At 70.9% G+C, this 12,515-nt stretch carries 12 protein-coding genes; 4 read left to right on the top strand and 8 right to left on the bottom strand.

Translation table 11 applies throughout. The features are described from left to right. Positions 1-741, bottom strand: coding sequence for a hypothetical protein (locus tag BMY04_RS15065; protein ID WP_139209881.1), 741 nt, complete (start codon positions 739-741; stop codon positions 1-3). A gap of 170 nt (positions 742-911) precedes the next feature. Here BMY04_RS15065 and BMY04_RS15060 point away from each other — a divergent pair, with 170 nt between their 5' ends. Next, positions 912-1,499 carry a TetR/AcrR family transcriptional regulator gene (locus BMY04_RS15060; RefSeq protein WP_139209880.1) on the top strand — a complete coding sequence of 196 codons (588 nt, stop codon included), beginning with the start codon at positions 912-914 and terminating at the stop codon, positions 1,497-1,499. A 157-nt stretch (positions 1,500-1,656) separates the two neighbouring features. Here BMY04_RS15060 and BMY04_RS15055 read toward each other — a convergent pair whose 3' ends face one another. The 3 genes from BMY04_RS15055 to BMY04_RS22840 all read right to left on the bottom strand — a co-directional run bounded on the left by BMY04_RS15055 (position 1,657) and on the right by BMY04_RS22840 (position 3,925). Further along, positions 1,657-2,583, bottom strand: a complete 927-nt coding sequence (locus tag BMY04_RS15055; protein WP_091182401.1) for an SDR family NAD(P)-dependent oxidoreductase — start codon at positions 2,581-2,583, stop codon at positions 1,657-1,659. Between the two features lie 847 nt (positions 2,584-3,430). Then, positions 3,431-3,562, bottom strand: a complete 132-nt coding sequence (locus BMY04_RS23550) for a hypothetical protein (RefSeq protein ID WP_269766227.1) — start codon at positions 3,560-3,562, stop codon at positions 3,431-3,433. 60 nt (positions 3,563-3,622) lie between these two features. Further along, positions 3,623-3,925 (bottom strand): GNAT family N-acetyltransferase, encoded by a 303-nt coding sequence (locus BMY04_RS22840; protein WP_170854168.1) that lies wholly within the window; start codon positions 3,923-3,925, stop codon positions 3,623-3,625. Positions 3,926-4,684: 759 nt separating this feature from the next. Here BMY04_RS22840 and BMY04_RS15045 point away from each other — a divergent pair. Further along, the gene (locus BMY04_RS15045; protein WP_091182395.1) at positions 4,685-5,329 is read left to right on the top strand and encodes a TetR/AcrR family transcriptional regulator; all 645 of its coding nucleotides are present in this window, start codon (positions 4,685-4,687) and stop codon (positions 5,327-5,329) included. Between the two features lie 18 nt (positions 5,330-5,347). Here the strand turns inward: BMY04_RS15045 and BMY04_RS15040 are convergent, their stop codons facing one another. From BMY04_RS15040 to BMY04_RS15030, 3 genes are all read right to left on the bottom strand, one after another. Continuing rightward, a complete protein-coding gene (locus BMY04_RS15040; protein WP_170854167.1) occupies positions 5,348-6,175 on the bottom strand; it encodes an MDR/zinc-dependent alcohol dehydrogenase-like family protein in 828 nt (275 codons plus the stop codon). 571 nt (positions 6,176-6,746) lie between these two features. Then, positions 6,747-7,727 (bottom strand): exonuclease/endonuclease/phosphatase family protein, encoded by a 981-nt coding sequence (locus BMY04_RS15035; RefSeq protein WP_091182391.1) that lies wholly within the window; start codon positions 7,725-7,727, stop codon positions 6,747-6,749. 257 nt (positions 7,728-7,984) lie between these two features. Next, positions 7,985-8,662 (bottom strand): GntR family transcriptional regulator, encoded by a 678-nt coding sequence (locus tag BMY04_RS15030; RefSeq protein WP_091182390.1) that lies wholly within the window; start codon positions 8,660-8,662, stop codon positions 7,985-7,987. 216 nt (positions 8,663-8,878) lie between these two features. Between BMY04_RS15030 and BMY04_RS15025 the strand changes: the two genes are divergently transcribed. Continuing rightward, positions 8,879-10,027 carry an MFS transporter gene (locus BMY04_RS15025; protein WP_091182388.1) on the top strand — a complete coding sequence of 383 codons (1,149 nt, stop codon included), beginning with the start codon at positions 8,879-8,881 and terminating at the stop codon, positions 10,025-10,027. Then, positions 10,014-11,177, top strand: a complete 1,164-nt coding sequence (locus tag BMY04_RS15020) for a branched-chain amino acid aminotransferase (protein WP_091182386.1) — start codon at positions 10,014-10,016, stop codon at positions 11,175-11,177. Before BMY04_RS15025 ends, BMY04_RS15020 begins: the two co-directional genes overlap by 14 nt. A 185-nt stretch (positions 11,178-11,362) precedes the next feature. On the opposite strand, the gene BMY04_RS15015 is transcribed toward BMY04_RS15020, so the two are convergent. After that, positions 11,363-12,508 (bottom strand): FAD-dependent oxidoreductase, encoded by a 1,146-nt coding sequence (locus tag BMY04_RS15015; RefSeq protein WP_091182384.1) that lies wholly within the window; start codon positions 12,506-12,508, stop codon positions 11,363-11,365. Between the last annotated feature and the right edge of the window lie 7 nt (positions 12,509-12,515).

Below are 12,515 nucleotides of genomic sequence, written 5' to 3'. Positions count from 1 at the left end.
CTAGGCGGAGCTTGCTTCCGCTCCCGCGCTGACCGCGCCGGCAGGGGCCAGGGTGGTCCAGATGCCAGTCAGGCAGATCCACAGGAGAAGGAGCGAGCCGGAGAGGTCGACGGTCCGGGCGAGGGCAGCGGACCCGGTGAGGTAGCCGACTCCCGAGATCACCAGAGTGGTCGCCGCTGCCGCCGACGCAATCCGGACCAGGAGGGCCCATCGCGTCGTCCTTGATCCGCGAGCTGGGCCGAGGGTCTGCATCAGGGCTGCACCCGCGGCCGCCAGGAGCAGCATCTTGGCGCCGTCGATGTGGTTGATCATGCTGAGGAGAGAGCCGGCGGCGAGGGTCTGGTGCTGCGTTGCCGTCCTGATGAGCAGGAGGCCGAGCGCGCACTGGGCGACGGACGCGGCCAGCGCCGCGACAGCAGTCGTTGCGACCAGGAACGGTGCCCCGGACCGGCCGCGGAGCGTGTTCCGCCTCGCCCGCAGCAGCACCGCTGTGAAGAGGAGACCGGCAAGTCCCTCCACCAGGATGAACTGCACGGCCTCGCGAGACGCACTGAGGGAGTAGGTGGACGCGACGGTCTGGGCCGACGAGCGCACACCGAGGTCATGAGGCCACACCATCAGACCGACCGCCCAGACGACCACGTACCCGATGCCGGCCGCCGCGGGCAGACAACTGTGGGCTCGACGTGCCCGCCCGGGCTCGTCCATCCGGGGGATCGGGCTGCCGGTGCTGACCTTCATGACGTCCTCCACGCGCACTAGAGCGACAGACTGTCGCTTTAGGGAACAATGACAGGCGTCTGGTCCATCCGCAACCCAGATAGATTGAGCTGGTGCCAGAGCCTGTGCGGAAGTCCCGCCCGGGAGGTCGTGCCGCTCGCGTGCAGGGCTCCGTGCACGAGGCGGCGCTGGTGGAGCTCGCGACGCGGCCCTACGACGCGATCAGCGTCGAGACGATCGCGCGCAGAGCAGGGGTGCACCGGGCGACGTTGTACCGACGGTGGAGCACCGTCGAGGGAGTCGTCGCGGCCGCCCTCGGCGAGGCCGCTCAGGACCGGATCCCCGTTCCGGACGAAGGCAGCCTCGAGGCTGACCTCGTGGCGCTGGCCGGCGCCCTCGCCCGGACGCTGAGTGATCCGCTCGGCCTTGGCGTGATGCGGGTGATGGTGCTCGGTGGTCGTGGACCTGGCCCCCTCTACGCGTTGGGGCAGCAGTTCTGGAGGGGTCGGGTCGAGGGGATGTCCGTCATCGTGCGCCGTGCGGTCGACCGGTCGGAACTGCCGGTGCGCACTGATGCGCGCGTGCTCCTCGGAGCGCTCGCGGCGCCGATCTGCTACCAGGCCCTGGTCGTCGGTCGTGACCCAGACGCGGGCGACGCTCTTCTGGCCGCACGCGCCACCATCGTTGCGGCCCAAGCCGGCTTGTTCGCCGAGCACGGCCCTGCAGCGAGCTCGGAGCAACGAGAGCGGGAGCTGCAGAACACACCTGAGCCCGGGTGACCAGGTCTGAGCGGGTTGGGGCCGCTCTCGATATGCAAGGCCACGACGCTCCTCCTGCGGCGCGTTGACGCGTCACCTCGTCGACGGACCAACAAGGCCGGGTTGACGGACCGCGGACGAGCTCCGACGGCTGCCGCTGGGCCACCCTCCACCAGCGTCACCTCGTCGGAGTGGCTGCGCTGGGTCCGTCGACCAGGCTGCACGGAGCCGGTCGGAGCCTCGCGGTCGGCTGCTGGAACAGGCGCAGGCGCAGGCGATCGAGCGTGCGGTCGGGGAGGACTGCGGCGGCGGTGGCCATGACCCGGGCGTGCTTGCCGACGAGGACGCGGGTGCGGGGGCGCCTCGCGCGCAGGGCGCGGCTGATCGCGGCGGCGACGACGTCGGGGTCGCTGCCGTGCCGCTCGTTGGCGATAGCGACGGCAGCGGCTCGGGTGAAGCGTTCAGCCAGCTCGGGGTCCCGACGGGCGATGTCACGGGCGGTCGCCGCGGCGGCCGAGGCGACCTTGTCGACCGCTTCGCTGCGGATCGAGCCGGGCTCGACGATGGTGACTGCGATGCCCTGACTGACCAGCTCGAGGCGGAAGGCCTCGGCGATCGAAGCGACGGCCCACTTGGAGGACGTCAGGGGCCCGCCGAAGGGCATGGTGAGGCGGTCGCCGATGGAGCCGACGACGACGATGCGACCGCCGGGGGCCAGCAGGGGCACGACGGCTTGGGTGAGTCGGACGACGCCGAGGACGTTGACGTCCAGGACCGCCTGCAGTGCGGACAGGTCGACGTCCTGCATCGGGGCGATGAGGCCGACACCGGCGTTGTTGACCAACGCCGTCAACGGCGAGCTCTGCGTCGCCTGAGCGATCTCGCTGGTTGCCTGGTCGACCGAGTCGGGGTCGGTGACGTCGAGCCGCAGCGGTCGGATCGTTCCTGGTGCGCCGTCAGCGGCGTCGGGGGCGTCGGCGAGGCGGCGGACGCCGGCCAGGACGTGCCAGCCGTCGGCCGCCAGGCGCAGGGCGGTGGCGCGCCCGATCCCGGTCGAGGCTCCCGAGATGACGACGCTGCGAGCGGGGAGAGCGTGGTGTTCCATGACCCGAGTCTCGGCGCGCTCCTGTCCCTCATCAACGCCGATGAATATCGGCGCGCGGAAGCTCCAGACGTGCGCTTCCGCCTGTGCTGGTCCACCTCGAGGGCGTCGTCAGTGTCGAGGTCACAGCCGCGTCGACGACCAGCGCCGGGCAGGGCAGGTGGCGCTCACGATCTGGCCAACGGCGGCAACGTCGGCCAACGGCGAGTGGTCAGATCGTGCTCCGGATGGACAGGTGCGAGGCCGGCGGCGAGCAGGTGACGGTTCTGCCGAGTGTCTCGCAGCGGTCGAAATGGTGGGGCGGCTCGGCGGTGGCCGAGGGGATGTGCAGACGGCGAGCTGGCCGGTCGCTCGGTCTGTACGGCGCCGGTGTCGTCGCCAGCGACCACGGGGCGGGTGCGAGGCACCGCTCCTGGGCTGGCGCCACGTGCGGGCGCCGGTCCTCAGGGACGTGGGACGGGGTCGTGCGGCCGCAGAGTCGCAGCCTCTGGCCGACCGCGCCGTCGCCGCCTGCGGCGAGGACCCCGATGCCTCGGCCTGGGGATGGTCTGCGGCCTGAGGTGCGCGGCGGCTGCTTCGCCCGGTACGAGCACTCCGGCTTCGTCTTCTGCACCGCGGTTCCGGACGCGGTGGGACGCAGCACCCGTACGCGCGTCGTCAGCCCGAGTATTTGTGGTGACGCGGCAGGCCCTTCCACGTGAGCGCCTGCAGCACGCTCCTCGGAACGCCGTAGCGGCGTCGTCGTTGCCGCCGTCCTCGGGTGAGACCGGATCTCTGACGCCGGGCGCAGGTCGTCGAGGACCTGCTCCTCGATCGGGACGGAGGCGCGACGAAGGCCTGAAGCCGCTACTCATGTCTTCTCCTTGCCGGCGGGGTCGTCCTGGTGGTGATCGACGACGAGAAGCAGCGGCAGCTGTTGGCGGCCGCGTGTCCCCGGACCTTCGGCGTCGAGGTTCGTCCGCAGGTCGAGCGACCAGGTCACGACGCGGTCGCCGTAGTCGTAGACCCAGGGATCCGAGACGGGTACGAACCCGGCTCGCGCTTAAACCCTCATCGCGCGGATGTTGGTCTCGCGCACCTGGAGCTCGACGCGAGCGAAGCGGGACGCGGCTGCGTGCTCGATCGCGTCGGCGACCAGCGCGCTGCCCAGACCGCGTGACGTCGTCGACGGATCGACGCAGAGCCTCGACAGCAGCGCGACCCCGGGCTCCTTGACCAGCGTAAGCCCGAAGGCGACCGGCACCGCTCCCACCACGGCGAAGCGCAGCCGCTGTCGGCCGAAGGCCTCGTACGCGCGCTCGACGACGGACGCGCTCTTGTCGGGTCCGTCCCTGTCGACGATCACCGTCGTCCACAGCGCGACGCAGCGATCGACGTCCGTGCCGTCTCCTGGCCGGATCGACCCCTTCACCTCGTCGTCACCGCGATCCCGGAGCGTCGCGGAAGGCCCGGGCCCTCGTGATCCGATGAGCTCGCGAGGTGGAGCGTGAGGAACTCCTCCCAGGTCTGGCGCCCGACGAGTCGCGCGGCGCACAGGTCGGCACCGGGTCGGTAGGTGCGTACCCCAGGTCGCGGAAGCAGTACAGGCACGGTCGGGCGCCGTCGGTGGATCCGCGGAGGACAGGCCCGTACGAGATCCTCCATGCGGTGAGTCTTCGGACCTGCCAGCTCGGTGGCGGGCCCGACGGGCCGCTCCCGACCAGCTCGTGGAGGACCGTCTCGACACCCGTCGGGGCGGCTTCGAGTCTCGCGGAGGCGTGGTGATCACCGACGGCGTGCTCGAAGGGCGGTACCCGCACGTCGGGATCGGGATGCGCTCGTCGGCTGAGCACTCCCACCGAATGGCCTGCCGCCGAGCGCCGGGGACCACTGCGCGCCCCTGTGTACCGGCGCGGCCGGCGACGGAGGACCGGCGTGGTGCACCGGCCTTCCTCGGCGGACGGCTTCGTGCTCCGCGTCGGCACCAGGTCGCGGCGTGCTGAGGTGCGGGCGTCGAACGCAGTGGGAACGGGGTGGCGGCCCGCGACGACGCCACCCCGTGGCGTCCCGGTGCTGTGGGTCATGCGTCGATGGTCGGTGCGAACGAGGCCTAGCATCAACGGCGATGAATATGGACGACGCCGCGGAGCTGCGTGGTGGAAGGACGTCCGCGGGACGCGGACGTCCTCGAGGTGGTCGCACCGACGCCAGAGATCGACTCCTCGCCGAGGCGCGGCGTCAATTCACCGAGCTCGGCTACGCACGGACGACCCTTCGAGGGGTTGCCCGGGCCTGCGGGGTCGACGCCGCACTGATCAAGTACCACTTCGGCTCGAAGCGCAAGCTCTTCGCCGCCGCGGTCGACGTGCCGGTAGGACCTGGCGATGTCGTCGAAGCCGCTACACGGAACGGGGTCATCGATGCAGAACGGCTGCTGCTAGGCGTCATCGGCGTGTGGGAAGACCCGCGGACGGGTCCGCCGTTGCGGTCCCTGGCCCTGGCTGCGTTGCAGGACGACGCCCAGCGCCTGGCCATGCGTGGGTACCTCGAGCGTGAGCTCGTCGTCGCGCTGGCGGACCGGCTGATCGGACCCCACCGCGAACGTCGCGCGCGCGCTGCGGCCTACGTGGTCGCAGGGACCGTGCTCAGCCACTACATCCTCGGCCTCAACGCCGACAGCCGACCCGCGACGGTCGTCGAAGACCTCCTCGGCCCGCTGACGGCCGCTCTGCACCCGCAGGGCCGGGCCTGGGCCCCGGAGCGCCGCTGAGCGCGTTGCGCGAGACGATCAGGTCAGGCTCAGCACGGTCTTGAGCTCGCGGCCGCGAAAATGAGCGTCCAGCGCGGCGACGGCGTCGCCGAACGAGCCCCGCTGGGTGATGACACCCCCGAGCTCGACCTCGCGAGCGGCCAGGAGGCCGAGCACCTGAGGGATGACCTCGCGGACGTGGCTCCGGGCGATGCGAAGCGTCACGTTGCGTCCGAACATCAGGCTGGCCGGGATCGGCACAGACCCGTGCAACGTGCCCGCAAAGCTGCAGACGCCGTCGTCGGCGACCGCGGCCAGGGCGAGCCCCAGCCCCCGTTGGCTGGCGCTGCAGTCCACGACCAACGGCGCCCGAGCCCCTGTCGACCTCCTGGCCGGGGCGGCCTCGAAGCCCAGCTGCTCGGCTCGCTCACGGACCCACTTCCTCTCGTCGATCAGCAGGAGCTCCGACCCGGGGAGCAGCGCGCGGGTCATCAGTCCGACGAAGAGCGGAACGCTCGCGCTGAACGGGCTCGACCGTTCGACCGAGCCGAGCGCGATGACGCGTGATCCGTCCGGATGGCTGCGCACTACGTCCAGCTGCGGGGCCACAAGGCGGTAGGCGTCGCTAAGAGTGTCGGCACTGCTCGCCGCGTCCACGGGGTCCACGGTCTGCGGCAGCGGCACCAGCATCGCGTTGGCGAACGGCACGGTCACGAGGTCGGCCAGCACCCCTCCCCAGGCCCCACTTGCCACGCCGAACCCGTACATCGACAACGGGGGATCCGCCTGCAGCTGTGGATCGCCGAGGGCGACCGGCTTCAGGGTGGGATCGCCCTGAAGCACCAGGTCGACGAGCACGCCGGTCACGTCGGGTACGGGATCGAGGGTTCCGCTCACCGACACGGCCTGGGTGCGGACGTCCATGCCCTCGAAGTCAGGCAGCGGTCTGGCCAAACTCACGCAGACGAGCAAGAGCGGCACTCTGTGCGACTTAGACATAGCCCCGCGTTGGGCCGGGCGGCGATAGACCCAAAGTGTTCGATTACATGCATTGTGGGGGTCAGTAGGCCGCACGAGGCCGCGAAGCGGCGCAGAAGACCGACAACACCTGACAGTGACGATCAGGATTATCGTACCTAGTCATGAACACTTTCACAGGTCTCCGACAAGCGTTGGAAGAAGTCGAAAAACGCGCCTGGACGCGCTCTCAAGGCGGTAGCGCGGGTTCGAATCCCGTCGGGGCTACTCGAAGAAATCCGCTCTTACCAGGGCGGATGCTCAGCGAGAACATCGGTGCCGACCTCATGCGAGGCCTCAGGCCGCATCTGGGCCGCACGACTCCCCGCCGTCCGCGCTGGCTCAGCGCCTCCGTCACCTGCCTCTGGGTCTCCTCTGCGCCGTCGCTGACGGCCTGCAGGAGTCGGCGTGCCGCGACTCCTCAGTACTTGACGCTGACCTTGAGGGCCAGGTGGTCGGAGTACCGGCCTCCGGCGGCCGCCCGCGAGATGGTGACCGGGTTGGTGATGTCCGGGCCGCCCTTGCTGAGCAGGAAGTCGATCCGGCGTCCGTCGGTGAAGGTGCCTGGTGCGTTGCACGACGCGCTGCCGCATGCGTCGCGGAAGCCGTACCCGTCCTTGAAGCCGAGCTTCTGCGCCTTGGCACCCCAGGGCTCCCGTCCCTGAGTCACCCGGGCGTTGGTGTCACCGCCGACGATCGTGAGGATCTTGGTGCCGAGCTCCGCTGTCCGGTCGTTCACCTCGGTGATGTTCTCGCCGGCGCACAGGGGACCGTTCGAGGACTTCTTCGTGGGCCAGTGGACGGACGCGACGATCACGGCTTTCTTGGCCAGGTTGTCGGTGAGCCTGACTGCGACGTTCTCGGTGCGCTCCTGGAACCCGCCCTCGTTGTTCCGGCATGGGCCGACCGAGTCCTCTTGGTCGCCGGGCGAGTCCGAACGCCAGGTGAGCGTCGACCGAACGGTGAGCCGGTCGGAACGGTAGACGACCGCATTCGTCTGGTGCTGCTTGGTGCAGGCGCCCGTCGACGTGTCACCGGAGTTCGGGTTTGCGATGGCGATCACGCTCTTGTAGGTCCCGGGGAGCTCGGTGGTCATGCGCTGTGTGAGCGCGTCGAGCTTCGCCTGGTTCGAGATCTGCTGAACGGTGAAGACGTCCGGGCTGTAGGGCTGCGCCTTGATGTAGGCGAACAGCTTCTCGAAGTCGTTCTTGTCCGGGTTCGTGTCGGGACAGTCGGTGGGCGACAGCATGTTCTCGACGTTGTTGTCGTAGACGACGAGGTAGCTGGCGTTGGGGTTCGTCGTCTGCGCGGCCTGGGCGGGCGCAACGCCGACCAGCCCGGCGAGGGTCAGGGCGGCTGCGACCGTGGCGGCGAGGCGATGGCCGTGGTGTCGTGTGGTCAAGGAAGTCCTCCGGGTCCTGTCCTGCTCGCCCCCGCACGGGTCGACGTCGGGACGCCAACCCTCGATCGGCTCAGGTGGCCAGGGCGCCCGCCGAGGGGGGCCGCCTCGCTCGTCGGTCTCGTCGGTCTCGTCGGCGAGCGGCGCCGACGCGTCCCTCGTCTGCGCTGACGGGCTGGAAGCAGGTGCGGTACGCCTCGTCCGACCGAGCCCGCTCACCGCGCGGCACGAGGTCAGGGGTGTACGAGGAGGTCCATGGCCTAGCGAGAGCCCACCACGGCCAGGCCGTTCAACCGGTAGGTCCGGCTCTGGTCGGCGAGCAGGTCCAGCAGGCGCGTGTTCGTGTCGCGGATGTGGCCCTGCAGCAGAAGGCTCGCCTGCTCCGCGTCCCGGGCGGCGACGGCGTCGACGATCTCCCGGTGCTCGGAGCGCGCGACCCGACGGGCCTCTGCGGTGCGCACCTGCAGCCAGCGGGTACGGGCCAGCCGCGTCAGCGAGCCCTGGACGGCGTCGACGAGAAAGACGTTGCCCGACAGCTGCACGAGGTGCAGGTGGAAGTCGCTCCCGGTCTTCACCCCTTCGTCCTCGTCGACGGCGGCCTCGCTCGCGTCGACGAGCGCCCGCAGCGCAGCGATGTCCAGGTCCGTCGCGAGCCGCACAGCCAACCGCACGCCAGCTGCCTCGACGGCTTCCCTGAACTCACCGAGAGCACGGAGCTCGTCGAGATCGATGGGCGACACGATCCAGCCCCGGCCCTCTCGGCGCACGAGCCCCTCGGCCTCCAGGCGGACCAGAGCAGCACGTGTCGGGGTGCGGGAGGCGCCGTACGCGCCCTCGATCCCGCGCTCGCTGACGCGCGCTCCGGGCAGCAGGTCCAGGCTCAGCACGGCGGTCCGGAGCCGTTCGTACAGCTGCACGGTCTGGGAGGAGCCAGTCATCGGTGTCCTCGTGGGCTCGGCCTTCCGGGGGCCCTTCTGCGACCGGTCGTCATGTCGCGCTCAGCGTAGGTGGCGCGCCGACCATCCGACGACCGAGACACCGCGAACCGGCATACCGAAGCGGTATACCAAAGAAGCGTGACGCCGCTCCCGACGAGTAGTTCCGCTGCACCAGCCGACGTCGGGCACCTGCCCCGGAGGCGGCGACCATGGGTCATGCTGGCGCTGGGTACCGCGGCGCAGACGGCCGGGACGGTCTTCGTCACCACGCCCGCCTTCCTCATCCCGGTCCTTCGCCGGACCGGGAGCCTGACCCTGCCGCAGGCCGGCCTGCTGGCGTCGGCTCCGACCTTCGGCATCGTGCTGACCCTCGTCGCCTGGGGGGCGCTGGCCGACCGCATCGGTGAGCGGTGGGTGATCTCGGTCGGGCTGGGCCTCACCGCGCTGGCGGCGACCGGCGCAGTGCTGTCGCCCGGCTATCCGGCGCTGGCGATCTTCCTGGTGCTCGGCGGCATGGCCGCCGGCAGCGCCAACGCGGCGAGCGGACGTGTGGTCGTGGGATGGTTCCCGAAGCACCGACGCGGGCTCGCGATGGGCGTCCGGCAGATGGCGCAGCCGCTGGGCACGACGGTGGCCGCGCTCGTCGTCCCGACGTTGGCGGCCTCGAGCGTCCCGAGCGCGCTGGCCGTCTCGGCGGTGACGACGGCCGTGCTGGCAGGCGTGTGCGCGGTCGGGATCGTGAACCCGCCCGCGCGTCGACTCGAGGAAGGGGAGGCCCCGGCCGCCAGCCCCTACCGAGGTTCGTCGTTCCTGTGGCGGATCCACGCGGTGTCGATGCTGCTCGTGGTGCCGCAGTACGCCCTCGCGTTGTTCGGTCTGGTCTGGCTCGTCTCGGAGCTGGGCTGGTCGAGCCTCGCGGCAGGGGCCCTGATCGGCGCGTCGCAGTTCGTCGGGGCGCTCGGACGCATCGGCGCCGGACTCCTCAGCGACCGGGTCGGCAGCCGCGTACGACCCCTGCGATGGATCGCCGTCGGGGTGTGCGTGTCCATGCTGGCTCTCGCGGGGTTCGACGCTCTCGGGTGGCAAGCCGCAGCGGTCGTCCTGGTCGTCGCCACCACCATGTCGGTCGCGGACAACGGACTGGCCTTCACCTCGGTGGCCGAGGCAGCCGGACCTCGGTGGGCCGGACGCGCGCTGGGCGTGCAGAACACGGGCCAGTTCCTCACCGCGGCCGCGGTCGGACCCCTGTTCGGGGGGCTGGTGAGCGTCGTGGGCTACCCGGCGTCGTTCGCCGCCTGCGCGGTGGCACCAGTCGTGGCCGTCACCCTGCTTCCGAGGGTGAAGGACGAGCATGACCGGCTCTGAGAGAACCGACGGACGCCGCACCCCAGTCCCGACCCAAAGATTCGCCCGAGCCGCGCAGGCGGCCACCACCCCTGCGACTGAGCGGCGCGCGATCCTGGCCGACCCGGGGTTCGGACGCCACTTCACCGACCACATGGCGCGGGCCCGGTGGAGTCCCGAGGAGGGGTGGCACGGTGCCGAGGTGTGCGGCCTGCGACCGTACGAGCTCCACCCGGGCACCGCTGTCCTCCATTACGCGCAGGAGATCTTCGAGGGGCTCAAGGCGTACCGGCAGCCCGACGGTGGCGTCGCGCTCTTCCGGCCCGAGCTGAACGCCGCTCGCTTCGTCCGTTCGGCACGCCGGCTGGCGCTCCCGGAGCTGCCGCCGGAGCTGTTCGTCGAGAGCGTGGCCGAGCTCGTCCGCGCCGACGCTGCGTGGGTGCCGGACCCGGCGACCGACGCCAGCCTCTACCTGCGTCCCTACATGTTCGCCGCGGAAGCGTTCCTGGGGGTCCGGCCCGCCCAGAACGTCGAATACGGGGTCGTCGCCTCACCAGCCGGCCCCTACTTCAGCGCCGGCAGTGCAGGCATCACGCTGTGGATCGACCGGGAGCACACCCGCGCCGCGCGCGGCGGCACGGGGTCCGCCAAGTGCGGCGGCAACTACGCGGCGAGCCTGCTGCCCCAGGCGCTGGCCAAGCAGCACGGCTGCGACCAGGTCCTGCACACCATCGACGTCAGCGGTGAGACCTTCGTCGACGAGTCCGGCACGATGAACCTCTTCATCGTCACCCGTGACGCCGAGCTGGTGACCCCGTCCCTCGGCACCATCCTGCCGGGCGTCACACGAGACACGGTCCTCGCTCTTGCGGAGGCCCACCAGCTGCAGGCGGTCGAGCGGCCGGTCCCGCTGGAGGAGCTGGTGGGCCGGATCGACGACGGCACGATCGTCGAGGTGTTCGCGTCCGGAACAGCCGCCGTGATCACCTCGGTGACCGCCCTGCGCGGACCCGGCACACGGGTCGCCGTCGCGAGCGGGAAGCCCGGCCGACGAACCGCAGAGCTACGCCGACACATCACCGACCTGCAGTTCGGACGCCGACCGGACGACCGCGGCTGGTCCTACCCGGTCCTGGACCGGCTCGGCGCCGACTCAGGGGAGCCGTCCTGAGCAGCACGTGACGTGGCTCGGTCCCGGGCACCGTCTGCCGGTCGTCAGAGGTGCTGCTGCCCTGCAGTCGCCGTGGGTGGTCCGGCCCTCGACCGCACGGGCTCGTCCACCGCTCCGCTGCACCGGCAGGCCTGGTCGTCACCTCGACGGCGACGAGCCTGTGGGAGACGCAGGAGCCCCGCCGGTCAGTCGAGGAGTGCGACGCGAGCCTCGAAGTCGATGTGGTGGTCGACCGGGTCGAACCGGGGTGCAGCGGGTGCGCTGCCGGCGCCCGCCTTCGCGCGGTTCGCCGCCGCAGCGATGGCCGAGACCGCTTCGACGCGTGGGCGGCGGATGGCCTCGTAGGCACGGAAGGCGGCATCGACGTCCCGTGCGTCCCGCAGGCAGCGAGCGAGCTCGAGCGCGCTCTCCAACGCCATCGAGGCGCCCTGACCCGAGCTGGACGACGGAGCGTGGACGGCATCGCCGACGAGCACCACCCGATCTCCGGCCCAACGCGGCACCGGTGGCATCCGCAGCGTCGGTCCGGTCGCCACGAGGTCTGCGCTCCTGGTCTCGGCGAGAAGGTCCTTCGCCGGTACGTGCTCGGCGTACTCGGTCCGAAGACGCTCGAGCCACACCTCCGGCGGGACCGCGACGACCTGCTTGCGGGAGAGCTGCTCGTGGGGCAGCGCCGCATACCAGCAGACACGGTCGTCGGGCAGACGCCAGTAGCCGAGGAAGCGGCGCCCGAACGCGAAGTGCATCACGCCGGCTTCGGCATGGACCTTGTCTGAGTGGGTCGGGGCACCGAAGCCGAGGAGGCCCTCGTAGACCGGTGCCGGGGCGTGCGGGTCGAGGAGCCTGCGCACCGTGGAGTGGATGCCGTCGGCGCCGATCAGCACGTCAGCCTCGAGCACCGTGCCGTCCTCGAGGCGTGCCACCACAGCGTCGTGCTCGGGACTGATCTCGACCAGCCGTCGTCCGTAGACCACGCTCGCGCCGCTCGTGGTCGCCCTCTCGGTGACGATCTGCGCCAGCACGTCCCGGGGCAGCACGTGCCCGCCGCCCGGGAAGCGGGCGAAGGGCTGTCCAGAGTCGTCGGACATGACGATCTCGGAGATCTGCTGGCCTGCGGAGACGACGGCGGCGTCCGCGCCCAGGGTGCGCAGCACGTCGAGACCGTTGCCGGCGAGGGTGATGATCGCGCCGACCCCTGCGGCTGGACCCGTATGCGACTCGACGACCGTCGACTCGACGCCGATCTTCGCCAGGGCGAGAGCGGCTGCGGGTCCCGCGATCCCGGCACCGACGATCAGCGCCTTCTGTACCGCCACCACCAGCGCTCCCATAGTTGAC

The organism is Microlunatus flavus, assembly GCF_900110855.1.
Lineage (GTDB): Bacteria > Actinomycetota > Actinomycetes > Propionibacteriales > Propionibacteriaceae > Microlunatus > Microlunatus flavus.
Note: the sequence above shows the minus strand (reverse complement) of the source record. Positions and strands in the feature narration are given on the sequence as shown.

Excerpts from the sequence above, each read along its gene's own strand:
- BMY04_RS15065 (WP_139209881.1), bottom strand. The coding sequence starts at position 741 with ATGAAGGTCAGCACCGGCAGCCCGATCCCCCGGATGGACGAGCCCGGG.
- BMY04_RS15055 (WP_091182401.1), bottom strand. The coding sequence starts at position 2,583 with ATGGAACACCACGCTCTCCCCGCTCGCAGCGTCGTCATCTCGGGAGCC.
- BMY04_RS15045 (WP_091182395.1), top strand. The coding sequence starts at position 4,685 with ATGAATATGGACGACGCCGCGGAGCTGCGTGGTGGAAGGACGTCCGCG.
- BMY04_RS15030 (WP_091182390.1), bottom strand. The coding sequence starts at position 8,662 with ATGACTGGCTCCTCCCAGACCGTGCAGCTGTACGAACGGCTCCGGACC.
- BMY04_RS15025 (WP_091182388.1), top strand. The coding sequence starts at position 8,879 with ATGCTGGCGCTGGGTACCGCGGCGCAGACGGCCGGGACGGTCTTCGTC.
- BMY04_RS15020 (WP_091182386.1), top strand. The coding sequence starts at position 10,014 with ATGACCGGCTCTGAGAGAACCGACGGACGCCGCACCCCAGTCCCGACC.
- BMY04_RS15015 (WP_091182384.1), bottom strand. The coding sequence starts at position 12,508 with ATGGGAGCGCTGGTGGTGGCGGTACAGAAGGCGCTGATCGTCGGTGCC.